We start from the raw sequence: 24,629 nt of genomic DNA on the forward strand, positions 1-24,629 counted from the left end.
GCTGACATTTTGATAGCATTCATATTTCTCTCATTTCAATACTAAATCATTTACTGCTGCTAATAAGAGCAGGGAAATAACAGACAACTTAAACGAATAGAAGCAACATGTTTTTCAATAAATCAACACAATATTCAATCATTGCAGCTTTGTTTTTATTAAGCTCATGCGGTGATAAAAAAGCTCAACAAATGCCAGCGCCTCCAGCGGTTCCTGTAACGATTGAGGCCGTACAAGTAATGGATGCTGCGTATCATGATGAATATCCAGCCACAGTAACAGCATTGGATGTAGTAGAATTAAGACCCCAAGTAAGCGGTTTTATTACAGGAGTACATTTTAGTGATGGTAGTAGAGTACGTAAAGGACAACTGTTGTATTCGATTGATACACAATTGTATGAAGCTAACTATGACCAAGCGGTGGCTAACCTAAGTGTTCAGGAAGCTAATTTAGTAAAAGCACAAAAAGATGCTAATCGTTATCATGAATTAGCTCAAAATGATGCCGTTGCCAAGCAATTAGTAGATAATGCAGATGCTGCCTTGGAAGTAGCCAAAAAACAAGTTGAGGCTTCAAAAGCTAATATCAAGGGTGTGCAAACCAATGTGCGCTATACTAAAGTATATGCCCCATTTGACGGAGCTATCGGTATTTCATTAGTGAAAAAAGGGGCGGCTGTAACAGCAGGCCAAACAATATTGAATACTGTTTCTACTGATAATCAATTAGCGGTTGACTTTAATGTTGACCAAAAAGATATTTACTACTTCACCAACTTAATCCAAAAAGGGAAAGCTAATAATGATTCAACTTTTACGCTTGCTTTTGGTGGCGACGTTTATCCTTATACAGGGAAACTTCTTTTGATGGATAGAGCCGTTGACCCACAAACAGGAACGATAAAGACGAGATTAGCTTTCCCAAATCCTAAAAACTTACTTCGTTCAGGTATGACGGGTACAGTTAGGGTATTGAGTACTTCTAAAAAAGCAGTGGTAATTCCTTACAAAGCTATCTCAGAACAATTGGGAGAATTCTTTGTATATGTGCCAGGTGATAGCAGTAAAGTGACTCAGAAAAGAGTACAATTAGGTACAAGCTTAGGTACAAAAATCATTGTGAAAGATGGTTTGAAAGAAGGAGATAAAATTATTGTTGAGGGAATTCAAAACCTACGCGAAGGAGCAGTTTTTACTACAGAAATCCCTGCGGCAACACCTGCTAAGAAATAAGTAGAATGATAAGTTTAGAAAAGGTTTTTTTTACTCTTTTCTAAAACAACAATAGATTTTAATAGTATCAAAGCTTAGGGAGGTTCAAAGCTCTTGGCTATAAACTAATACAATATTTAAAAAATATAAAAATGATAGCAGATGTTTTTATAAAAAGGCCAATCACCGCAATCGTTACCTCGTTGGTGTTAGTCATCGTGGGAATCATTGCCTTGACTACATTGCCTATCTCACAATATCCAGATATTACTCCGCCAACGGTTACTGTAACAGGTAATTTTACAGGAGCGGATGCCCAGACGGTAGAACAAACAACTACGACACCGATTGAAACTCAAATCAACGGTACTCCGGGCATGACTTATATGTCGAGTAACAGTACTAGTAGTGGACAAAGTAGCATTAACGTAACATTTGACATTGGTACTGACGTTAATATTGCCGCACTAGATGTACAAAACCGTGTAAGTGTGGCTCAGCCAACTTTACCAGATGCCGTTAAGCGTTTGGGATTAACTGTTCGTAAGCGTAATCCAAGTATCATGATGGCCTTGGCGTTATATTCGCCAAAGGGAACACATGATGCCAAATTCATTGGAAACTTTGCGAACATCTATGTAAAAGATGCCTTGCAAAGAGTAAAAGGGGTAGGTGATATTGTATCGAGAGCAGATGATTTTGGGATGAGAATTTGGTTGAACCCAGAAAAGTTGGCTGCCATGCGAATGACGCCAAGTGATATTACAGCAGCTTTAGCAGAACAAAATCTTCAGATTGCAGCAGGTACGGTAGGGGGGAATCCTCAACCGTCTACACAAGCGTTTGAATATAGTGTACTGACAAATAGTCGTTTAAATACAAAAGATCAATTTGAAAATATCATTGTGCGTACTGTACCAGCTACAGGAAGTATTGTGTATTTAAAAGATGTAGCCAGAGTAGAATTAGGGAGGTTTGACTATGGTGTGAATGCTTTTGTTTCGGGAAAACCAGCTGCCTTTGTAATTATTTACCTTGCTCCAGGAGGAAATACCCTAAAAACCTATGAAGGTGTTGTAGCGGCTTTGACAGAAATGAAAAAGACTTTCCCTAAAGATATTGACTATGTTGTGCCTTTAGAGTCTGCTTCAGTAGTAAAAGTATCTATTGAAGAAGTAATGCACACTTTAGTAGAAGCCTTGATTTTGGTGATTCTGGTGGTATTCTTATTTCTTCAAAACTGGAGAGCAACCTTGATTCCAATCTTGGCAATACCTGTGTCATTAATTGGTACGTTCATTTTCTTTATTCCTTTTGGCTTTACGATTAATACGCTTACACTATTTGCCTTTGTATTAGCGATTGGTATTGTGGTGGATGATGCCATTGTGGTAGTAGAAGCCGTACAGCATAATATGGATGAACATGATATGACACCTAAGGATGCTACGGTGAAGGCTATGAAGGATATTTCTGGTCCTGTAATTGCCATTGCATTAATCCTTGCAGCGGTGTTTGTGCCAGTAAGTTTTGTGCCGGGAATCGTAGGTAGATTATATCAACAATTTGCCATTACTATTGCTGTTTCGGTTATGCTTTCTGCGTTTGTAGCACTTTCTTTAACACCAGCTTTATGTACTATTATGCTGAAGCCTTCGAAAGATAAGAATGCAAGAAAAAATGGTTTAGAGAAATTCTTCGCTTGGTTCAATACCAAATTTGAAAGTCTTTCTTTTGCTTATACCAGAGGCGTAGCGAAATGGATTAAAGCAACACCAATGGTGTTGGTGATGATGGTTTGTTTGTTCGTAGGCTTAACATTCTTGTTTAAATCTAAACCAACAGGTTTTATTCCTACAGAGGATGAAGGACGTTTGTATGTAACCTACGAAATGCCAGAAGCAACATCTACTAGCCGAAATGTAGCATTATTTAATACTATCATGAAACGCCTAGAAGTATTACCAGAGGTAAGAGTAGTGGGTGGTATTGCAGGGTTGAATATTGTAAGTTTTTCTAATAAAACCAACGTAGGTACTTTCTTTGTGAACCTAAAGCCTTGGTCTGATAGAGAAGGGAAAGAGCACCAAGTACAGGCGGTTATTGATAAAATTAAAAAGAGTACGGCTGATATTAAAGAAGCCAGAGTCCTTGCGATTGCTCCGCCAGCAATTCCTGGATTAGGACAAACCGCAGGGTTTACTTTTGAATTATTGCAAACAACTAGTCCAGATAATGTACAACAATTTGAAAAAGTAGCGCGTAAATTTTTGGCTGCAGTAAACCAACGCCCAGAAATTGGGATGGCATTTACTTTTTTTAGCTCACGCACACCAGGTTATCAGATTGATGTAGATCGTGACCAAGCCAAAAAACAAGGGGTACAAGTATCAGAAGTTTTCGGAACGCTTTCTACTTTATTGGGTAGTTCATATATTAATGACTTTACACTATATGGTAGAAACTTTAGGGTAATGGTTCAGGCAGATAGTAGCTTCCGTTCGTCTCTAGATAAAATAGAACAATTTTATGTAAGAAACAATGTGGGCAATATGGTACCCCTAAAAGCCTTAGTAAAAGCAAAGGTAGTAGAAAATGCCGCTTTGATTTCACACTATAACGTATATCGTTCTATAGAAATCAATGGCTCTCCTAAACCAGGTTTCAGTAGTGGTCAAGCTATCACGGCTTTAAAAGAAGTAGCAGCTAGCACTTTGCCTACGGGTTATAGTTACGAATTCTCGGGTATGAGTAGTGAAGAGTTAAAAGCAGGGGATAGTACGACATTGATTTTTGGAATTTCTATTGTGTTCGTATTCTTGTTCCTAGCTGCTTTATATGAAAGCTGGTCTATTCCGTTCTCAGTATTATTTGCTGTTCCGATTGGTGCTTTTGGCTCAATCCTAACACTTACTTTATTACCAAACTTGTCTAATAATATTTATGCTCAGATTGGTTTGATTACTTTGATTGGTCTGGCGGCAAAAAATGCCATTCTGATTGTAGAATTTGCGAAAGAGCGTGTGGATAAAGGAATGGAGTTGATTCCAGCAACTTTAGAGGCTGTTCAGCTTCGTTTAAGACCTATCATCATGACATCACTTGCCTTTATTCTGGGGGTTTTACCGTTGGCTTTTGCTAGTGGTGCAGCTGCGGAATCTCGTAAGACTATCGGTTGGACGGTTTTCGGAGGTATGTTATCGGCAACATCTTTAGCGATTTTCGTAGTGCCAGTACTCTTTGTACTCATTGAAAGGCTTGCAGGAGGAGACAAAAAACATAAAATTACACCAAATGTAGAAGTAGAGTAAAAGTAAAGATTTAATATTATTACACTTCAATATGGATAAGCTAACATAAAAGCATTATTAAGAATTAATAATGTTTTGTGTTAGCTTTATTTTTTGAATATAGAATTGTTTATTATCGCATTGCTAAATAGAAATCGACAACGGTTTCGGAATAATAAACACTACCATAATCCTTCAATTTCATGAGAAATATTTTCTGTATTTTATTGCTAATAATCTCTTTTTCAAGCTTTTCACAAAACAAGAAACAGCTAAAACATCCTAAAAACATTATTTTATTAATTGGTGATGGTATGGGGACTGCACAAGTTTATGCAGGCATTGTGGCTAACAAAGGACATTTGAATATCGAAAGAAGTCAATACATTGGCTTTCATAAAAACCAAGCAACAGATGATTTTGTAACTGACTCTGGAGCAGGGGCAACAGCATTGGCTATTGGACAAAAATCATACAATGGGTCTATCGGAGTAGATAGCTTGAAACAAGCTCAACCTAGTATTTTAGAAATAGCTGAGAAGAATGGTTTAGCAACGGGCTTATTGGCTACTTGTTCTATTACCCATGCTACGCCCGCTTCATTTATTGCACATCAGCCTTCTAGAAGTATGGTTGAAGAAATAGCGAATGATTTCTTGAAAACAGACATTGATGTTTTTGTAGGGGGGGGTAGAAATCACTTTGCAAAGCGTAAAGATGGTAGAAACTTAATTGATAGTTTGAGAGCTAAAAATTATCAAATAGCCAACAATATTGATGACGTAGAAAAAGTAAAATCTGGCAAATTAGCAGGGTTTTTAGCAGATGAAGAACAAGTAAAAATATCAGAAGGGAGAGGTGAGCAGTTATTAAAATCTACTAAAACAGCGTTGAATATTTTAAAGCAGAATAAGAAAGGCTTTTTTGTAATGATTGAAGGCTCACAAATAGATTGGGGTGGACATGCTAATGATACTCAGTATATTATCAATGAAATGACTGATTTTGATAAAGCCATTGGTGAAGCATTTGATTTTGCAGATAAAGATGGAAACACGTTAGTAATCATCACTGCCGACCATGAAACAGGAGGTTTTTCATTGATTGATGCTGATAAAGAAGGACATATTGAAGGAAAGTTCACTACAAAAGGTCATACGGGTGTAATGATTCCTGTGTATGCTTATGGAGTAGGAGCAGAAGCTTTTTCTGGCATTTATTTCAACAATCAGATTTTTGATAAAATGTTGAATGCCTATAATTTTAAGAAATAATTTTCTTGGATGGTCATCCTAATTTAAAATGACCATCCAAAAACTATTTACTTAGCAAACGATAGATTTCCGCTTGTGAACGTAAGCGTAAAGCAGTTTCATCTTTTGGGAAAAATACATTGTTTGATGAATCATCAATCGCAACAGCTTGAATGGTGTCGCGGAGCTGTAAATCAATGATTTGTAATATTTCTTGTTTGATAGTTTCATTATAAATAGGAAAACACACCTCAATTCTTCGATAAATATTTCTATCCATCCAATCCGAAGAACCCATATATACTTCTTTATTTCCTTGATTATGGAAGATAAAAACCCTACCATGTTCCAAGTATTTATCAATAATTCTGCGTACACTAATATGCTCGCTCATGCCTACAATGCCGGGGATTAAACAGCAGATTCCTCTGATAATTAGATTGATTTTTACACCAGCATTTGACGCTTCATATAGTTTACTAATCAGCACTCGTTCCTCTAAATTATTCATTTTGAGGGTAATAGAAGCAGGTAATCCATTTTTAGCATTATTAATTTCTCGGTCTATTAAAGCGATAAACTTATGCTGTAAGTTGAATTGAGCAACCAATAAATGTTTGAAATTACTAATATCTGAAATGTTTGGTTTTCGTTTCTTTTTACTGAGAAAGCGAAAGACCAATTCCATTTCTTGAAGCATTTCTTGATGAGCTGTCAATAGAATATGGTCTGTGTAAAATCGAGCAGTACTTTCGTTGAGATTGCCAGTGGCAAGTAAGCCGAAGTAATAGGTTTTCTTACCCATTTTTTTCTTGATTAAAGCGATTTTTGCATGGACTTTCAGAGATGGTACGCTGTAGATGATTTTTACACCTTCGGCTTTCATTCTTTTTGCCCATTTGATATTATTTTCTTCATCAAATCTTGCTTTCAATTCAACTAACACAGTCACTTTTTTGCCATTTTTTGCCGCGCTAATTAATGCATTTACGATTCTTGAATCGCTGGCAACTCGATACAGGGTTACATAAATTTCTTCGACATTCGGGTTGATAGCCGCTTCATTAAAAAAACGAAGTACTGTATCATAAGACTGATAAGGCGCATGAAAAATCATATCTCCCTGACTAATTTCATCAAAAAGTGTTTTGTCTTCAGCAATTTGATGAGGAATAGCGAGCCAATTGTCGTATTTCAAAGTAGCATGATGAATGGGAATGGAAAAGAAATCTTTTAAATTATGATAACTTCCACCTTCTATGATACTTTGTTTTTTCAGATTAAGGTATTCCGTTAGCGTATCTAAGTGGTTTTTAGGTACTTTGGCATCGTATAAAAAACGTGTGGCAAAGCCTAAATCTCTTTTCGCAATTTGTTTTTCTAGCTTTTCTACTAAATCACCTTTATAGTCATCTTCCAATGTCAAATCTGCATCTCTCGTAGTTTTAAAAGTATAAAAACCTGTGATGGTTGATTTCTTAAAGACTAGATGAAGATGCTCTTTGATAATATCTTCTAAAAATACAATGTATTGTATTTTATCCTTAACGATACTGTGAAATCGTGGTAAATCATTCGATGGAATATTAATGATTTGAATTTGTTCTTCTGGGTGTTTTTCAGATGATAATACAGCTAAGGCATACAGTTTATTGTTTTCAGGGAAAAAGCTTTTATCGCTTTTTAATAATGATATAGGCTGTAAAAAGGCAAGTACTTGCGTAAAGAAATATTCTCTTGTAGCATCCAAAATAGTAGTAGGGATGGGTTCATTATAAACAAGATGGATATTGTTTCCCTTTAAGGCAGGTAATATTTGTTCTGAAAGCGTTTTCCCAAAACTTTGCAACTGACGGTTCACAATCTCTTTGATTTGATTGAGAACCTCTTTGTTTTTTCCAGCATCGTCCAGCTCATCTTTTTCCGAAAGCTTTTTTAGCGCCATCAGAGCTGGAACTCTTACTCTGTAAAACTCGTCTAAGTTTGAAGAATAAATAGAAAGAAATTTTATTCTTTCTAATAATGGTACTTCATTTCGTTGGGCTTCGATTAATACTCGTTCGTTAAAGTATAACCAGCTAATATCTCTGTCGAAAAATGTAAAATCTTGCATGAAATATGAGGGAATAATTAAGTAGATTAAAGCTACTAGAAATCGGATAAGATTGAAATACTTTTAATTTTCTTAACAAGATATTAATTTAAAAAGACATCATATCAGTTTATAAACCAAGTTTCATCGCAGCATTATGTTGTTTGATATTTTCAAGGCGAGTATAACGAATAATCATGGCCGATGTTTTATGTTTTGTTTGTCTCATTACCTCACTGTCGTCGGCTCCGTTGAGTTTAGCAATGGTTATAAAAGATGCCCTAAGGGAATGGGCAGAATATTTTTCACCTAAATAGCTTTTCACTAAATCATTTACCGTTTTATCGTTGAGCCTTTCGTCTGTTAATTGGTTTCCCTTTCTAATCCTAACGAATAATGGACCTGTAGTTCTTTCTAATGTAGTCATCCAATTTTGTAAAGTTCGTACTGGGCAAAGGACTGTCTCTGGACTATAGAATATTGCTTTTTCTTCGTAGTCGCCATATTGATTGGTTTTACTTGTTCCCATTGATACAATAAGCCCGTCTTCTGAAAATGTTAAATCTTCCAAGTTTAAAGCCACTAATTCTGAGCGTCTGAACGCCCCAGTAAATCCTAATAACAAAATAGCCTTGTTACGTAATAAAGTATGGGTGTCTGTTTTTATACTACGCAACACATTTTTGATTTCTTTGATATTAAAAGCAGGGGCTTGCTTTTGACGAATACCATTTGTCCTTTTAATCCCTTCCATCACCGCTCTGAATTGGCGGTCTTGCAGTGGAACATCTACATTATTCAAATGATGTAATTTGGCAATGGCTGCAAAACGACGATTGATAGTTGACCACTTATGAGTATCTGCTAAATATGCTGCATAGCCAGCCAAAGTAGTAGCCGAAATAGGCATCATTGTGAGGTTATTTTTTTCGCACCAATCTTTGAGATGCTTTAAATCTGCTCGATATGCTCTTTGTGTATTTGCTGCACCTTCTAAACCTTTGCGACCATAAGCATCTATTTTTTCAGCGAGTGTCTGAATATTTGCCAAAGTCTGATTATCCACAGTTGAGATTTCTTGCATCGCTGATTTTGGTTTAAGCTTTACAAATATACTTTTAGTTATGATAATGTTTAATTATCGGAAGTAATAATACAACTATAAAAACTCCATTTTAAATACATAGTTATAGGATAGTGATTTTTACTTTGGTATGACGTTGTATTTTTTGGAAGTCAGATTTATTGAAAGTGTAAATTTCAGTACAACCATTATTCTCTGCAATTGCTGTATGTAGGCAATCATTGATATGTTGAAAGCCAATCAATTTTGCTAATTGAATACCTCTGATAAAATCTGTTGTTGTATAAGCAACCGGCTTTGCAATCATAAAGTCTTGAATCATTATTTCGACATCAGATTCTCGACAACCTAAACGATTAGCAACATAGCTAAGCTCCTGTAAGGTTAGAAGTGATGTAAAAAATACCTTATCTTTTATGGCTTGTTCGTAAACGGCAATCGCTTTACTATGGCTAAGTTGGTTTTGATTAAATAAATAGTTGATTAGAACATCGGTATCAAAATAGAGCATAACATTATAAGTTTACTTCATTTGCCAAGGCATATAAGTCTAAACCTTCAGGAACACTAATCGCTTCATTTTTCAATCTTGTTAGTTCCGTTCTTTTAAACATTTCTGTATAATCAATATCCTTATTTTGCTCGCTTTCTTTTACGGTAATGTCTATCATTACAGTAGAGCCAAATAAAGATTTAATTGATTTTACAATATTTGGTAATGCGTTGACAGGAATTTTAAAAGTAGCCTCCATGATATTATTGTTTTATCAAATTTACTTTATTATAAAATATGTTGGTTAAACTTTAGCAATTATTAACTCAACATTTTTATGTGAAAACCTTTATAACTAATCTTTAAACAAATTTTGTTATTTAGTCTGAAAAAATATTGAATAATTCCAATATTTTTTCAGACTTTTGTTTTATAAAGTCTCAAATTGAGACAATAATAAATTTTACCTTTCAAAAATTCAATTTTATACCAACCTTCTATTTACAATGAAAAAGAAAACATCCATAATACTGTCGTTATTGCTCATGAGCTTGTCTCCTATGTTGAGTTTTAGTCAGAAAAAAACTGTTACTGCTGCTCCTATCATAGCCAACTCTAGCACTGGCGTTGTGCAGACTGAATTTGGTAAAGTAAGAGGCTATGTTCATAAAGGCATCTATACTTACAAAGGGATTCCTTATGCCGTATCAGAACGCTTTATGCCTCCGAGTAAACCAAAAGCGTGGGAAGGCGTAAGAAGTTCAATGACTTATGGTCCAGTATGTCCGATGGATGCAACGACTTCGGTAAACGATGTAATTGAGTTCGCATTTAATCACAATTGGGGCTATACTAATGAAAGTTGCCAAAGCCTTAATGTTTGGAGTTCAGGAATCAACGACCAGAAAAAACGACCAGTGATGGTGTGGCTTCATGGTGGTGGTTTTACAGCAGGTTCTTCTATTGAACTCCCTTCTTATGATGGTGAAAATTTGAGTAAAAAAGGCGATGTAGTGGTTGTATCTTTAAACCACCGTCTGAATATTTTGGGCTTTTGCGATTTATCGGCTTATGGTGATAAATATAAATATTCTGCCAATGTTGGCATCATGGATTTAGAGGCGGCTTTACATTGGTTAAAAGCAAATATTGCTAATTTTGGTGGCGACCCTAATAACGTAACGATTTTCGGTCAATCGGGCGGTGGTGCTAAAGTAACAACGTTGATGTATGCCCCTTCAGCAAAAGGCTTTTTTCAGAAAGCTATTGTACAAAGTGGAAGTTACAGAACTAGTTTCTTAGAAAAAGAAGATGCTCAGAAAGTAAGTGCAGCTTTATTAGAAGAGTTAGGATTACAGCCTAGTCAAGTAGATTCTTTGCAAAAAATACCATACGATGTTTTAAATGCAGCGGGCAAAAGAGCTCAGCAAAAAGTACAAGCCAAAATGAAAGCAGAAGGAAAAGCTTTTGTGGGTGGTGGTTTAGGCTGGGGACCAAGTCATGATGGAAACTATTTACCTTATCAGCAAGTAGATCCAGCAGGGATTGAAATTTCTAAAAATATTCCCTTATTGATTGGTTCAACAAAGAATGAATTTATGGCATCGCTGATTAACCCTGCTATTAGAAATTTTTCAACAGACGAAGCGAAGGCATTTTTACAGAAAAAATACGGAGATAAAACAGAAGCTTATTTAAAAGCAGTGGAGAAAGCTTATCCTAATACGACTAAACCATCTGACTTAATAGATATTGATGTGTCAACGTTTCGTCCAGGGGCTGTTAAACAAGCAAATATGAAAGCTACTGCTGATGCCGCACCCGTTTATATGTATATGTTTACTTGGCAGTCGCCTATCATGGATGGTATGTACAAGGCTATTCACTGTATCGAAATCCCTTTTGTATTTGATAATATCGCTCGTTGCGAAGAAATGACTGGAGGCGGAAGTAGTGCTTATGCTCTTTCCAATAAAATCAGTCAGGCTTGGATAAACTTCGCTAAATCGGGGAATCCAAATCACAAAGGCTTACCAACTTGGCAAAAATATTCTGCTGAAAATGGTGCAACTATGATTTTGGATAATGAATGTGTTCAAAAATTTCATCATGATAAAGACTTACTTGAAATAACGGCAGGTAAGTAATCTAATCTTTAGATATTTTTTAAAACGGTTTGGACGATAAGTCGAAACCGTTTTTTATTTAATGGGTCTTGGGGAAAGATAATGCAGAGTTTATCACATTACATCTATTTGGTAAGGCTTAAAGAAAAGAGATTTACAAGAATAGATTAGCTTTTTGGTATCCTAAATTTCATTTTTAACACAAATTGAGACATTTTGAATAACTTTTGAACAGAAAAATCAAATAATTATTCTTCACTTTGTCCTGCTAATTATGAGAATACTGTAATAATAAAAAAATCTAAAGAATGAAAAGCATTGAAAAACACTAGCAAACAATTCAAAATAATTCATAAATAAATTTTAATCGCATGAAAATTGTCAAAATATTACTGAGCCTTCTGGTTTTCAGTTTATTGTCTCAAAGTATAGTGGCACAATCAGCCCCAAGAGAAATTTGGTCAGTTGAAAAGGCAAATGCTTGGTACAAAACAAAAGGCTGGTTGCGTGGTAGTGATTTTATACCAAGCACAGCCATCAATCAATTAGAAATGTGGCAAGCAGAGAGTTTTGACCCCACCACTATCGACAGAGAATTAGGTTATGCTGAAAGCATCGGAATGAATTCTATGAGAGTTTACCTACATCATTTAGCGTGGGAAGTTGACCCTAAAGGATTTAAAAGTCGTGTTAACCAATATTTGACAATCGCTAACAAGCATCATATTTCTACGCTTTTTGTATTATTTGATGATTGCTGGAACCCAACATACAGTGCTGGGAAACAACCTGCGCCAAAACCTGGAGTTCATAACTCGGGATGGGTACGTGACCCAGGTGAATTGATTTTCAATGACCCGAAAGTCATTGAGAAATTAGAAGCATATGTAAAAGATGTTTTGACAACTTTTAAGAATGATAAGCGAATAGTATTATGGGATTTATACAATGAACCTGGCAATTCAGGCTATGGCAATAAGAGTATGCCGTTGCTAGAAAAGGTATTTATTTGGGGTAGAGAAGCCAACCCAAGCCAGCCACTTTCTGCAGGTGTTTGGAACTGGAGTTTGAAAGAACTATCTGATTTCCAGATTAAAAACTCAGACGTTACTACTTATCATAATTATGGTGATTTACAGAATCATACTGATGATATAGCGAAGCTAAGAACATTATCAAAGCGACCACTGCTTTGTACTGAATACATGGCCAGAAGCAGAAATAGCTTATTCAGCAGTATTATGCCTTTATTAAAGAAAGAGAATATCGCAGCCTATAACTGGGGTTTAGTAGCAGGAAAAACCAACACGATTTACGCTTGGGACAAGCCAATGCCTAATGGAAACGAACCAGAATTGTGGTTCCATGATATTTTCAGACCAGACGGAACGGCTTATAAACCAGAAGAAGTAAAGGTAATTAAAGCGCTTACAGGCAAAAAGTAAGCGATATTGATAGATTTAGGAATTCGGTTAGGGCTATCTATTTTTTTCGATAGCCCTAACCGAATTTTTTATAACTACCTGATTACTAATGATATTTGATAATATACCTCAATAAATTCTTAGAGGGTAGCGTTTTAAAGAAGTTCAAAGCAAATAAATCTTTAAAATACTGTATGATAAGTTTTAATTTTGTCGAGTTTTCAGTACTTTTAATCGTTGTAAATAGTTGTTAAACAGAATTATGACTGTGTTTAATTAGAAAGTAATTCTTCAAATATCACGTTTTTTTTAATTCAGTCATTTTTATGGTATAGTTTTTGTCAATTTAGTTATAAGAAACAATCCAAGATATGTTCAGCTTTAATTCTCAAGTTAATGTGAATCACCTCAATAATATTTACGGAGATGATGTAACAATTGTAAAAATAATGTTTGAGTCTTTTTTAGAAGATAGTTTACCTATTTGGGAGGATATTCAGACTAAACTACAACAAAAAAAGTTTGCCGAAGTAGGCGGATTAGCCCATCAATTTAAACCATGTTTCTCGATGATTGGCTTTCCTGAAATTAGCCCAAAAATTCATGAATATGAGCTTTATGCAAAAGGGAATCCAACAGGAGACGAATTAATAAGACGTTATAATGCACTTTCGCCAGAGGTAGTTAAAGTAAAAGAGATTGTAACCGAGGATTTAAAAAGAATGGAAGAAGAAGGATTATAGCCTAAAAACAACCTTGCCATTTATTAGTTATTAAAAACGAAGTATATTTGATATTCGTAAATAATAAATTTTAACATGAATCTCTTGATTCTAAAAGAAGATAGGAAATATTAAATTTCTTTAAATAGTTTTTTTATGGTTGGGTCACGAAGATATACTATTGGCATTTTTTTATTTTTGGTATTATGGATAAGTAAATTAGAGGTCACTGGGCAGTCACTTCCTGCTGATGCCTTATTAGCAAAAGCTTTAGATTCGGAAGAGTTTTTGCCCTTGCTGATTGATGCTGCAACAAAGTCGTCTCCTCAAATAAAGAGAAGTATGAATAGCGTAGATATCGCAACATCAACGTTAAAAACCAACAAAAATGTTATCTTTAGTGGAATAGGCCTTATCTCTTCATACAATTATGGTACAAACTATTCAGCCGTAAATAATACAGCAACCTCTGTTCCCGGAGCAAATTCTTTTACGACAGCACAAACTGGGTTTTACAATTTTGGGGTTGCAGCATCACTTCCTATAACCAATATTATCAACAGAAAGCACTTATTGAAATCGAGTCAGGCGCAAGTAAACATTGCATTAGCTGAACAAGAGAACCTCACGCTTGAAATTAAACAGCAAATAATAGGTTTGTATCAACAGTTAAGACTGGCAAGAAAGGTATTCATCATCAATAGCAATAACCTGCAAATTGCCAAGTCGAATAGCTCTTTGGCTGAGAAACAATTTTTACAGAATCAGATTACTATCGATCAAGTATCAAGTGTGCTTGAATCCTTTAATAAAGCAAAAGTAGAATATGAGACTGCCCTCAATAATTTCCAATTAATTTTCATGCAACTTGAAGTTGTGGTTGGGGTAAATCTTACAACATTATTACAACAGATTAAATGAGCTTTTTACATTTTATAAGACTAATTGTCAAAAATCTAAAGTGGTTAATTTTAATCCCTTGTGCTTTGGCATTTACCATTTTTTACCTTACCAGAAAAGAAAAGAAAGTATATTCTTCAGAGTCTATTATTTATACAGGGATAGCCTCTGGCTACAGTCTTAGTGGAATTATAAAAGCCGATTATTTCGCTACCAGTAACGCATTTGACAACTTACTTACCGTAATTGATTCAAGAGAGACCAAAGAAGAAGTAGCTGTACAACTACTCTCAGAACACCTTTTCTTAAAAAAACACGACCCTAACGTAATTACATGGGGAGCCTACGATGAACTACAAAAGCTAATTCCTGAATCTCTTAGAAGAAAACTTGTTAAATCAACTGTAGCCGAAACACGAGACGCTGTAGTTGCCTATATGTCAAAAAGTGAAGAGAACCCTATTTACAAACTCATTCACTCTGACAATCATTACTATTCTATTGATGTACTTAATAAAATAAAGTCTTCAAGAATTAGTAATAGTGACTTGATTAAGATTTCTTATGAAGCTAACGACCCATTTATCTGTAAACGTACACTTGAATTATTGGAGCAAGTGTTTATGTTGAAACATAGGCAGTTAAAAGAAGGTCAGACTACAAGTGCATTGACTTATTTTGAAATCGAAACTAAAAAAGCGTTTTCTAAATTAGACTCTGCTGAGCGCCTATTTTTGGCATTCAACAAAGATAACGACATCATTAACTATTATGAACAAACCAAAGCTGTAGCAGGGGAACGAGAGGTTTTATATGCGATGAACCATAATCTAGAAATGGATAAAATGGCATCAAGCTCTTCTTTAGCCAAAGTAAACGAAAATATTAAGGGTAGAACATATCAGACTTTATACGGAAGCGACGTAATCAAAGAAAGAGAGAAACTGGCAGATATCTACAGCAAAATTGCCCTTGAAGATTTAATGAACAAAAAAGGCGAGAAGAACGGCCAAATGGATAGCCTAAAGACGGTGGCTGCTCGACTTGAAAAAAAGTTGAAGTCATCTTTAGAGAATCTCTATGTGGAATCGATGACGCCAAGTGGAATACCAACCAAAACAGTATTAGACCAATGGCTAAGTACAACACTTGCTTTTGAACAAAGTAAAGCGCGTTTAACTGTAATGGATAAACGAAAAGCGGAGTTTCAAGAAGAATATAGAAAGTTTGCCCCAATGGGAGCAATGTTGAAAAAAATTGAGCGACTTATTGCTATTTCAGAACAAGAATACCTTGATTTACTCCACAATTTGAATGCCGCAAAGCTAAATCAACAAAATACAGAAATTACGGCCAAGCTTAATGTGGTAGACCCTCCGTTCTTACCATTGAAGGCCAACGCATCCAAAAGAATGGTTTTAGTAATCGTAGGTTTTTTGGTTGGCTTTGTATTGGTCTTAGCACTTATCCTTACGCAGGCGCTTATCAATAAAACTTTGATGGAACCCCAACGGGCTAAAAATATTGTCGGGCTACCCTTACTAGGCGTATACCCTTTGCTCAATGAAAATCCTTCTTTTTTATTAAAATCAAACTTGAGGTTAATGCAACAATTGCTCGCAACAGTTGACCTCACCCAGAAACCCGTTACTATTGGTTTGATTAGTACTCAAAAAAGCGAAGGAAAGTCTACCATTGCCTACTTACTAGCGAAGGAACTAACAGACTTAGACTATAGCGTAGAAACACATAGCTGGAATAATGATTATGATTTCAGAGAAAGCCTAAACGCAGATTTTTGTTTAATTGAGTTTCCTCCATTAGAAAACATGATTATCAAACCTGAATCGTTTCCAAGGTTAAATGCTACCATCTTGTTATGCAGAGCCAATAGAATCTGGACTAAAATAGATAAAGAAATGATTTCTATTTTTACTAAAACTACTGGTAACAAACCTTGGTTTATTTTAAATGGTGTTGATATAAATTTTGCAGAAGAGTATATCGGCGAAGTACCAAAGAAAAGAAATCTATTACGTGCATTTGTTAAAAGAGTAGCCAAGTTTGAGTTTGGTAATAGAAAATCTATTGATAAAATAGTAGCTGCAAATAATGCACATACTGGTAGTGTTAGGTATGAAGAGCCCAACAATAAAGCTAAAAAAAGCAACTTAATCGTCATCTTTGGGTTGATAACAGGCATTCTTTTGTCCACAGCTGCCATTTATATGTATCGCAAAAACAGCAAAACTGCTATAAAGGCTGATACGTTAGTTGTACAGAAACAGCCAGATACTACTTTTGCATCAAAACCAGACGATGGATTTGGCGCTACTACTGACTTCAATACTCCCGCACAAACATCGGAGAATACAGTAGCACCCATATCATCTACCAATAATTATTTTGTTGTTGCAGGTAATTTTAGTAGTGAAGCCAATGCTAAAGCGTATGTAAAAGAGCTCAATAACACAGGTTTCCCAAATGCTCAAATAATTACTCCAAAACAAGGAGAAAGTTCTGTTCGAGTAGCTTTTGCAGCTTTCTCTTCACAGACCGAAGCATTGGCTGAAGCAAAAGAGATTAACAGAAAATTTGGCAAAAAGAGTTGGGTTTACACTGAAAAGAAATAACTATCATTGTAATGTGAAGACGAAAAACCTGCATGGACAAAAATTTATTTTATACTTCAAGAAATAAATTAGGTAATATCTGGCTTATTCCAGCTATCATGTTTGCTGTTTTTATGGGCATTGTCATTGCTAAAAAAGGTATTGCCATTGGCTTTCTCTTGTTGGTTTTGCCCTTTGCCGCAGGCTTCATGATTTTGATATTTTTTAGACCACGTCTCGGAATTATTGGTTTCTTGATTTATTGTTTTGTTATGCCCACCATTGGTAGGCATATAGCAGGGCTACAAGTTGGTTTAGGGATGGAAGCATTGTTATTTGTCACCCTATTTGCCGTAATATTCCATCAGAGTAACAGGTTCCGAAAAAGACATTTGAATATAGATTTGTTTTGGGTAATCGTGGCTTGGGGAATTATGACTATTCTGCAAATTGGAAACCCAGAAAGACCTAGCATCTTGGGATGGGTTTATGAAATGAGAACGCTATTGTTGTATTGGATTCTCACTGTTTCATTATCCATACTATTGCTAAATAAGAGATCAGACATTGATTTATTTCTTAATATCATCATCCTATTTTCTTTTGCTGGAGCATTGTATGGTATGAAGCAATTGTACATTGGACTTGATGATGCCGAAAATACTTGGCTGGAAAACGGAGGGAAAGTAACACACGTTATCTTCGGGAAATTAAGAATTTTTTCATACTATTTTGATGCCGCCCAATTTGGAGCTTCTCAAGCTCAATTAGCTATCATGTGCATTATCTTGGCTACGGGTCCGTATAGTTTCAAGAAAAAATTATGGTACTTTATCGCAGGGATGTTTATCCTTTATGGCATGTTGATTTCTGGTACTAGGGGTGCAATGTTTGCTTTAATTGGAGGGGGATTTGCTTTTTTAGTATTGATAAAGCAAACTGAAATCTTGATTGTTGGTGCTGTTGTTGGGCTAACCTTTATTGGAATACTAAAATATACTAATATCGGAAACGGTAGTGCCGAGATTGTACGTCTTAGGAGTTCACTAGACCCCGATGACCCATCGTTGCAATTAAGGTTCATGAATCAAAAGCGATTAAGCGATTATCTGAGTTCTAAGCCTTTTGGAGCAGGAGTTGGCACCATGGGACAATGGGGAGAATCATTCAATAGCGACAAGTATATTTCACATATCGCCCCTGATAGTTTATATGTAAAAATATGGGGTATGTACGGTATTGTTGGTTTTCTAACTTGGTTCGGAATAATGTTGTATATTACTGGAAAATCAGCAGGGATTATTTGGAAAACACGAGACCCCGTGCTTAAAAACCAGTTGATATGCTTATGTGCTGGTTCAACAGGGATATTATTATGTAGTTATGGCAATGAAGTATTGAATACCATGCCTACATCGGCAGTTGTATATATTAGTTGGGCATTAATCTGGCTGAGTCCACGATGGGATACACCTGTCAATAAAGCAGATGATATTGCCTTAAATACGCCCGAAATATCTGACAAGTACGAATATTCAAATGATTTTTAAAGGAACCAAAACCATTAAATAACAAAATGATACAGCAAATAGGTACCGCTATCCAATTAATCATCCTTGTTTACTTATCTATTCAGATATTTTACTTGCTCTTTTTTGCATTAGCAGGAACATTTGCGAAGAAAACACATTTTCCAAAGGCAAGTAAACTCAGAAAAATTCGCATTTTTATTCCCGGTTATAAAGAGGATGCTGTTATCATTGCGACAGCCCGTGAAGCCATCAAACAAGACTATCCAGCAGATTTATTTGAAGTCGTAATCATTGCAGACTCATTCAGTGAAAAGACTCTTAGTACTCTTCGTTCTTTACCCATCAAAGTAATAGAAGTAAGCTTTGAGAAAAGTACCAAAGGAAAAGCCTTACAAAAAGCCATTGAAGCCACCATCAATGACCCAGTCGATATCTTATTAATCCTTGATGCGGATAACCACATGGCGCAAGGATTCCTACATGCCGTAAACGATGCTTTTGAACAAGGATACGAAGTAGTACAGGGGCATAGAACGGCTAAAAACCTTCAAACTCCTTTTGCCTTATTGGATGCTTGTACAGAAGAAATGAATAACAACTTTTTCCGCCGTGGTCATGTAGCAGTAGGCTTACCTTCAGCATTGATTGGTAGCGGAATGGCATTTGACTGGAAATTATTTGTAGATTTCATACAAGATATTGGCGATACTTCGGGTGAAGACAAAGAATTAGAATTTAGAATTGCCCGACAAGGTAAACAAATAGCTTTCTTGGATGGACAATATGTATATGACGAAAAAGTAGCCAAGTCAGATGTATTCGTTCAACAGCGCAGTAGATGGTTTGCCATGCAAATTGAAGTTTTAGAGAAGTACTTTGTAGAAGGCTGGGTACAGCTTTTTAAAGGAAATATCGCCTTCTTTAATAAAGCATTTCAAACCTTGATATTTCCGAGGGTAATGCTTGTAGCAGTAATGTTACTTTGGTTGGCGGTTTCTTTTATTGTTTCTTCAAGATACCTAAATTACAGCATAGGCTTATTTATTCTCTTTGCTATTTCGCTATTATTAGGGATTCCTACAAGATGGTATAACAGACAACTTTTGATGGCATTTTTACAAATACCTGGAGCGATAATTTCTATGATGAAAGCCATGATGAAAATCGGTAAAGCACGTAAGCAATTTATCCATACGCCTCACGGAGATAGTGAGCATTAAACAGTTAAAAATATGCCTTGGGGAGTCATAGCCATACCAGCCATCATTTGCCTCACATGGGGCTTTATGCAAGGTTTAAAAACTAAAAATAGAAGAAATGTCAGAAAAAGTTGAAGCATATATCGTTATTGCACAACAAGAATGGGCATTAGACTTGGGAAGTAATGCCAGAAACTTGGCAGTGGAGTTTAGCAAGTCTAAACCTGTGTTGTATGTCAATCCAGCAATGGGCATCAAGACGCTCCTGACTCAAACAAAAACTGCCCATGAAAAACAGCGATTAAAAATTTCGCTGGGTTTTGGGGAAGATACCGTCAAAGTCGGCGAGAACTTATGGGTTCATACGCCTTCTACGATTAGCTATTCTGTCAATAAGCTGAAGAATTTAAGCCTTTATAATTTCTTAAATGAACGCAATGGTAAAGGTTTTTTTAAGAGTTTGAACAATGCGCTTAGAAAATTGGGGTGGCATCATGACAAAGTTGTAGTACTGAATGATAGTCAAATCTTTACTGGCCTTTTTACCAAAAAATATCTCCAACCATTATTGAGTTTTTACTACATCAGAGATAATTTGGTTGAACATCCCTACTTTAAATATCATGGTACTAGGCTTGAACCTGAAACTGTCGCATTAGCAGATGCTGTTTTTGCCAATTCAGCATACTTAGCTGACTATGCACGAAAGCATAATCCCCTTAGTTTAGATATTGGTCAAGGATGTGAAACAGATATTTACCAAGCAGACTTTACTTATACCGAGCCTACTGATTTGGCTAGTATTCCTCATCCTAGAATTGGCTATGTGGGTTTTCTGACAGGCGAAAGATTAGACATTAAATTGCTTGAAAACATAGCAGATGCAAACCCTACTTGGCAAATAGTGCTAATCGGCCCAGAAGAAATCATGTTTCAACAAAGCCGCTTACACAAAATCAAGAATGTACATTTCTTAGGTTCAAAAGATTCAAGCCAGTTGCCATCCTATATGCAGTACTTGGATGTATGCATGAACCCTCAATTGGTAAATGCTTTGACAATAGGAAATTACCCAAGGAAGATAGATGAATACTTGGCCATGGGAAAACCAACCGTAGCAACAGAAACACCAGCGATGAAAATGTTTTTACCACATGTAGAGCTGGCTCTGGGAACAGAAGGGTATAATAAAGCCATCAGTAAGGCTTTATTACCACAAAGCGAAGAAGCAAGAAAAGCCGCTATTGTCTGTGCAAAAAGCCATACTTGGGAAGCTTGTGTAGCACAGATTTATTCAGTACAAGAACAATTGCTGAAAAGCTAGCTTAAACGAAATCAACAGATATATTCCTGTTTTTATTCAAAAACAAACACGGAATTCTCAGCAAAACATATTTACTACCACATATGGACATTCAGAATATCATCTTAAAACTAAAAAACAAACATTTCTTGTCTCTTCTGGGTAATGGTTCAATGTCTGTTTTGGCAATGTTAACTGTGAGTATATTACTCCGTAATATGGAGCCTGGGGAAATTGGCTATTGGTTTTTCTTTCAGTCAGTCTTTGTTTTATTGGATACTTTTAGGGTTGGCTTCTTACAGATTGCCATGATAAAGTTTTATACTGGTGCTGAAAAAAGCAGAGCTGATACTGTATTAGGGTCTGTTTGGTTTTTGAGTTTATTGATTACAGGAACGCTCGTTGGTGTAAATATTATCGCAGCATTCTTTTTGCCTTATATTGATAGTATCGGTATTATTAGCATTATCAAATGGTTTGGTATTACGTTCTTATTTACTTTGCCTTCTGCGATTGCCTCTTGGATTTCACAGTCGGATGAACGCTTTGATAGGCTTTTATTATTGCGTTTTATTACCCAAGGAGCATTTATTATCATGGTTTTGCTTGTTATCTTTTTTATGAAACTAAGCCTTGATTTGTTATTAGTTATCAATGCATTGAGCTCTGGTATCGTAAGTTTATATTGTATTTTTAAAGGTTGGACACGCATCAGTACATTGAGCAAGAGGACAAGAGAAAGCATCATGGAGCTATTCCATTTTGGGAAATACAGTGTAGGAACTACTATTAGCACAAACTTACTTAGAAGCTCGGATACTTTTATTATTATGTCGGTTTTAGGGGCAGCAGGGCCAGCCGCTGTAACGATGTACACTGTTCCGATGCGTTTGATGGAAATCATAGAAATACCTTTAAGAAGCTTTTTGTCAACAGCCATGCCTTCTATGTCAGGGGCATTCAATAGAGGGAATAAAATAGAAGTCGTAGAAATCATGCAAAAGTATGCTGGAACGCTTACGCTAGCGTTATTTCCAGTATCTGTCGTGGCAATTATATTCGCCGATTTTGCTATTACGCTATTAGGAGGAAAACAATATTCTGGTACAAATGCTGTAGTTGTCTATCGTATTTTAATGTCATTTGCACTATTTTTTCCTATAGATAGGTTTCTGGGCATTACCTTGGATATTATCCATCAACCCAAGATTAACTTTTATAAAGTATTAGTAATGCTTGCGATAAATGTTACTTTTGACTTCATTGGTATTTATGTTTTCGGAAATATCGTCGGTGTAGGTTTAGCCACTTTATTTACATTTTTATCAGGTGTGGCGTTTGGATATTATTGGTTAAGAAAATACCTTGATTTTACGCTATTCGGATTTTTTAAAACTGGATTTATCGAAATTAGAATGATATTGCAGGAGTACGTATTCAAAAACAAAACAGTTGGATAATGAAGATTGCCCATTTGATTTTAGCTCATGCAAATCCTTTGCAATTACAAAGATTAGTAAATCGTCTGGCTCATCCAGATGCAGATTTTTATATCCATATAGATTTCAAAACAGATATTACTCCGTTTCTTGCTTTGGCTAATGACCATGTAACCCTTGTCAAAAAGCGTGAAAGTGTGTATTGGGGTGCGTACAGTATTGTACAAGCAACAGTAAATAGCATGGAAGAGATATTACTATCTGGAAAACAATACGATTATATTAATTTGCTAAGTGGACAAGACTATCCATTAAAAAGCACAGCTGAGATACACCAATACTTTGAGGAAAATCCGGGAAAGGCTTTTATGGAGACTTTAATTATTGAGCAAGAATGGCACGAGGCAATTCAAAGGGTAACAAAATATCATTTAACTAATTATAATTTTTGGAGAAAACATACTGTAGAAAAATATCTTAATATGCTTTTGCCTAAAAGAAAAATGCCCAACAATCTGATTCCTGTTGGGCGTTCTCAATGGTTTGCTATTACTCAAACGCATGCTAAGTATATCGTAGATTATTTAGCACAACACAAACATGTAAGACGTTTCTTTGAACTTACATGGGGAAGTGACGAATTCGTATTTCAGACACTCCTTTATAATTCTATTTACCAAAAAGATATGGTAAATGATAACCTTCGCTATATAGACTGGTCGGAAGGGCAATCTAGTCCTAAAATATTTACTATCAATGACTTACCAACCCTTCTTAACTCAGGAAAACTCTTTGCGCGTAAATTCAATGAAGCAGTAGATGCTACCATTTTAGATAAACTAGATTCACTATAACATCACAGGTAAGCCCGTTCTTACAGATTCGTCACAAGCAAAAGCAATGCGAAGGCTATTTACAGCGTCTTCCAGATGGTCTGTCAAGTCCATGTCTTCTTGAATTGCTTTTAAGAAAAAACGTTGTTCACGATTACACAATTCCTGATGGTCTGGCTCATCAGTAAGGTTAATCCACTCATCAGCTTTTACAAAAGCATTTTCGGAATTAATATCTGAATAATGGACTCTTAAAGATTCCGTTTTGGTATGAGAATCTACATTATCAGACTTTCCAGCCCCGCCAGCTTCTTTGGCTACAATAGACACACAACCTTTTGGACCGATAACGTCTTTGATAAAAAATGCGGTTTCGCTCATCATAGGACCCCAACCAGCCTCGTACCAACCTACAGAACCATCTTCAAAACGAATCTGTAATTGTCCATAATTATAATTTCCTTCGGGAATATCCTCTGTCAATCTCGCTCCAATCGCATTTACTTGTATTGGTTTCGAGCGTGTCATTTGGCACATTACATCAATATAATGCACACCACAGTCCACAATCGGACTTAAACTTTTCATCAGGTTACGGTGTACATTCCACATCACCCCATGACTTTGCTGATTCAAGTTCATCCGCATAACCAAAGGCTTACCCATTTCTTGAGCAATTTCTACAAACTTTTCCCAAGAAGGATGGTGTCTTAGGATGTACCCGACTGCTACTTTCTTTCCTTTTTCGGCTGCAAAATCAGCTACTCTTTTTGCTCCTTCTACGGTATCTGCCAAAGGCTTTTCGATAAATACATGACAATCAGCTTCTAAAGCCATCATTGCAAATGCTTCGTGTGTATCCGGATAAGTAGAAATACAAACGGCATCAGGTTGTGTAGCGGCTAGTGCTTCAGCATAATCACTAAAAAGTGGATAGCCCCCACCCAAACGTTCGTTGAGTACCTCTTTACTTTTTCCAGTAGAAACGATTCCGCAAATTTCAAAGCCTTCGGTTTGCTGATATGCAATAGCATGAGAAGCTCCCATATTACCGCAACCCACTACGAGGACTTTGATAGATTGTTTTTGAAGTGTCATGAAATTTGAATATTA

Annotated in this window: 18 protein-coding genes; 13 read left to right on the plus strand and 5 right to left on the minus strand. The window is 35.9% G+C overall.

Annotated features, from left to right (window positions below; all coding sequences use genetic code 11):
• Positions 1-107 precede the first annotated feature (107 nt).
• The 3 genes from VB264_RS10320 (at position 108) to VB264_RS10330 (ending at position 5,778) form a co-directional block, all read left to right on the plus strand.
• Positions 108-1,235: an efflux RND transporter periplasmic adaptor subunit gene (locus tag VB264_RS10320; protein WP_323249083.1), complete on the plus strand. Its 1,128-nt coding sequence runs from the start codon at positions 108-110 to the stop codon at positions 1,233-1,235.
• A gap of 131 nt (positions 1,236-1,366) precedes the next feature.
• Positions 1,367-4,525 (plus strand): efflux RND transporter permease subunit, encoded by a 3,159-nt coding sequence (locus tag VB264_RS10325; protein WP_323249085.1) that lies wholly within the window; start codon positions 1,367-1,369, stop codon positions 4,523-4,525.
• A 182-nt stretch (positions 4,526-4,707) separates the two neighbouring features.
• A complete protein-coding gene (locus tag VB264_RS10330; protein WP_323249087.1) occupies positions 4,708-5,778 on the plus strand; it encodes an alkaline phosphatase in 1,071 nt (356 codons plus the stop codon).
• 43 nt (positions 5,779-5,821) lie between these two features.
• On the opposite strand, the gene ppk1 is transcribed toward VB264_RS10330, so the two are convergent.
• From ppk1 to VB264_RS10350, 4 genes are all read right to left on the minus strand, one after another.
• The gene (gene ppk1 / locus VB264_RS10335; protein ID WP_323249088.1) at positions 5,822-7,870 is read right to left on the minus strand and encodes a polyphosphate kinase 1; all 2,049 of its coding nucleotides are present in this window, start codon (positions 7,868-7,870) and stop codon (positions 5,822-5,824) included.
• Positions 7,871-7,979: 109 nt separating this feature from the next.
• Positions 7,980-8,933, minus strand: coding sequence for a site-specific integrase (locus tag VB264_RS10340; protein ID WP_323249090.1), 954 nt, complete (start codon positions 8,931-8,933; stop codon positions 7,980-7,982).
• Between the two features lie 103 nt (positions 8,934-9,036).
• Positions 9,037-9,444: a type II toxin-antitoxin system VapC family toxin gene (locus VB264_RS10345; RefSeq protein ID WP_323249091.1), complete on the minus strand. Its 408-nt coding sequence runs from the start codon at positions 9,442-9,444 to the stop codon at positions 9,037-9,039.
• 4 nt (positions 9,445-9,448) lie between these two features.
• Positions 9,449-9,685: a hypothetical protein gene (locus tag VB264_RS10350; RefSeq protein WP_323249093.1), complete on the minus strand. Its 237-nt coding sequence runs from the start codon at positions 9,683-9,685 to the stop codon at positions 9,449-9,451.
• Between the two features lie 247 nt (positions 9,686-9,932).
• Here VB264_RS10350 and VB264_RS10355 point away from each other — a divergent pair, with 247 nt between their 5' ends.
• The 10 genes from VB264_RS10355 (at position 9,933) to VB264_RS10400 (ending at position 23,537) form a co-directional block, all read left to right on the plus strand.
• Entirely contained in the window at positions 9,933-11,573 is a 1,641-nt protein-coding gene (locus VB264_RS10355) for a carboxylesterase/lipase family protein (protein ID WP_323249095.1), read from the plus strand.
• Between the two features lie 350 nt (positions 11,574-11,923).
• Positions 11,924-12,997, plus strand: a complete 1,074-nt coding sequence (locus VB264_RS10360) for a glycoside hydrolase family 2 TIM barrel-domain containing protein (RefSeq protein ID WP_323249096.1) — start codon at positions 11,924-11,926, stop codon at positions 12,995-12,997.
• 350 nt (positions 12,998-13,347) lie between these two features.
• Complete coding sequence (locus VB264_RS10365; RefSeq protein ID WP_309923882.1) at positions 13,348-13,719, plus strand: Hpt domain-containing protein; 372 nt, start codon at positions 13,348-13,350, stop codon at positions 13,717-13,719.
• Between the two features lie 135 nt (positions 13,720-13,854).
• The gene (locus tag VB264_RS10370) at positions 13,855-14,619 is read left to right on the plus strand and encodes a TolC family protein (protein ID WP_323249097.1); all 765 of its coding nucleotides are present in this window, start codon (positions 13,855-13,857) and stop codon (positions 14,617-14,619) included.
• A 65-nt stretch (positions 14,620-14,684) separates the two neighbouring features.
• The gene (locus tag VB264_RS10375; RefSeq protein WP_323249098.1) at positions 14,685-17,231 is read left to right on the plus strand and encodes an SPOR domain-containing protein; all 2,547 of its coding nucleotides are present in this window, start codon (positions 14,685-14,687) and stop codon (positions 17,229-17,231) included.
• 32 nt (positions 17,232-17,263) lie between these two features.
• On the plus strand, positions 17,264-18,760 hold the full coding sequence (locus tag VB264_RS10380; RefSeq protein ID WP_323249099.1) for an O-antigen ligase family protein: 1,497 nt from the start codon (positions 17,264-17,266) through the stop codon (positions 18,758-18,760).
• A 26-nt stretch (positions 18,761-18,786) separates the two neighbouring features.
• Positions 18,787-19,962: a glycosyltransferase gene (locus tag VB264_RS10385; RefSeq protein WP_323249100.1), complete on the plus strand. Its 1,176-nt coding sequence runs from the start codon at positions 18,787-18,789 to the stop codon at positions 19,960-19,962.
• Between the two features lie 97 nt (positions 19,963-20,059).
• Positions 20,060-21,265, plus strand: coding sequence for a glycosyltransferase (locus VB264_RS10390; RefSeq protein WP_323249102.1), 1,206 nt, complete (start codon positions 20,060-20,062; stop codon positions 21,263-21,265).
• 83 nt (positions 21,266-21,348) lie between these two features.
• Positions 21,349-22,704 carry an oligosaccharide flippase family protein gene (locus VB264_RS10395; RefSeq protein WP_323249103.1) on the plus strand — a complete coding sequence of 452 codons (1,356 nt, stop codon included), beginning with the start codon at positions 21,349-21,351 and terminating at the stop codon, positions 22,702-22,704.
• Positions 22,704-23,537 (plus strand): beta-1,6-N-acetylglucosaminyltransferase, encoded by an 834-nt coding sequence (locus VB264_RS10400; protein WP_323249104.1) that lies wholly within the window; start codon positions 22,704-22,706, stop codon positions 23,535-23,537. The genes VB264_RS10395 and VB264_RS10400 overlap by 1 nt, the downstream gene beginning before the upstream one ends.
• Here VB264_RS10400 and VB264_RS10405 read toward each other — a convergent pair.
• Positions 23,532-24,614, minus strand: a complete 1,083-nt coding sequence (locus tag VB264_RS10405) for a Gfo/Idh/MocA family protein (RefSeq protein WP_323249106.1) — start codon at positions 24,612-24,614, stop codon at positions 23,532-23,534. The genes VB264_RS10400 and VB264_RS10405 overlap by 6 nt on opposite strands.
• Positions 24,615-24,629: the final 15 nt, after the last annotated feature.

The organism is Arcicella aquatica (assembly GCF_034928825.1).
Classification (GTDB): Bacteria; Bacteroidota; Bacteroidia; order Cytophagales; family Spirosomataceae; genus Arcicella; species Arcicella aquatica.

Excerpts from the sequence above, each read along its gene's own strand:
- VB264_RS10320 (WP_323249083.1), top strand. The coding sequence starts at position 108 with ATGTTTTTCAATAAATCAACACAATATTCAATCATTGCAGCTTTGTTT.
- VB264_RS10325 (WP_323249085.1), top strand. The coding sequence starts at position 1,367 with ATGATAGCAGATGTTTTTATAAAAAGGCCAATCACCGCAATCGTTACC.
- VB264_RS10330 (WP_323249087.1), top strand. The coding sequence starts at position 4,708 with ATGAGAAATATTTTCTGTATTTTATTGCTAATAATCTCTTTTTCAAGC.
- ppk1 (WP_323249088.1), bottom strand. The coding sequence starts at position 7,870 with ATGCAAGATTTTACATTTTTCGACAGAGATATTAGCTGGTTATACTTT.
- VB264_RS10340 (WP_323249090.1), bottom strand. The coding sequence starts at position 8,933 with ATGCAAGAAATCTCAACTGTGGATAATCAGACTTTGGCAAATATTCAG.
- VB264_RS10345 (WP_323249091.1), bottom strand. The coding sequence starts at position 9,444 with ATGCTCTATTTTGATACCGATGTTCTAATCAACTATTTATTTAATCAA.
- VB264_RS10350 (WP_323249093.1), bottom strand. The coding sequence starts at position 9,685 with ATGGAGGCTACTTTTAAAATTCCTGTCAACGCATTACCAAATATTGTA.
- VB264_RS10355 (WP_323249095.1), top strand. The coding sequence starts at position 9,933 with ATGAAAAAGAAAACATCCATAATACTGTCGTTATTGCTCATGAGCTTG.
- VB264_RS10360 (WP_323249096.1), top strand. The coding sequence starts at position 11,924 with ATGAAAATTGTCAAAATATTACTGAGCCTTCTGGTTTTCAGTTTATTG.
- VB264_RS10365 (WP_309923882.1), top strand. The coding sequence starts at position 13,348 with ATGTTCAGCTTTAATTCTCAAGTTAATGTGAATCACCTCAATAATATT.
- VB264_RS10370 (WP_323249097.1), top strand. The coding sequence starts at position 13,855 with ATGGTTGGGTCACGAAGATATACTATTGGCATTTTTTTATTTTTGGTA.
- VB264_RS10380 (WP_323249099.1), top strand. The coding sequence starts at position 17,264 with ATGGACAAAAATTTATTTTATACTTCAAGAAATAAATTAGGTAATATC.
- VB264_RS10385 (WP_323249100.1), top strand. The coding sequence starts at position 18,787 with ATGATACAGCAAATAGGTACCGCTATCCAATTAATCATCCTTGTTTAC.
- VB264_RS10390 (WP_323249102.1), top strand. The coding sequence starts at position 20,060 with ATGTCAGAAAAAGTTGAAGCATATATCGTTATTGCACAACAAGAATGG.
- VB264_RS10395 (WP_323249103.1), top strand. The coding sequence starts at position 21,349 with ATGGACATTCAGAATATCATCTTAAAACTAAAAAACAAACATTTCTTG.
- VB264_RS10400 (WP_323249104.1), top strand. The coding sequence starts at position 22,704 with ATGAAGATTGCCCATTTGATTTTAGCTCATGCAAATCCTTTGCAATTA.
- VB264_RS10405 (WP_323249106.1), bottom strand. The coding sequence starts at position 24,614 with ATGACACTTCAAAAACAATCTATCAAAGTCCTCGTAGTGGGTTGCGGT.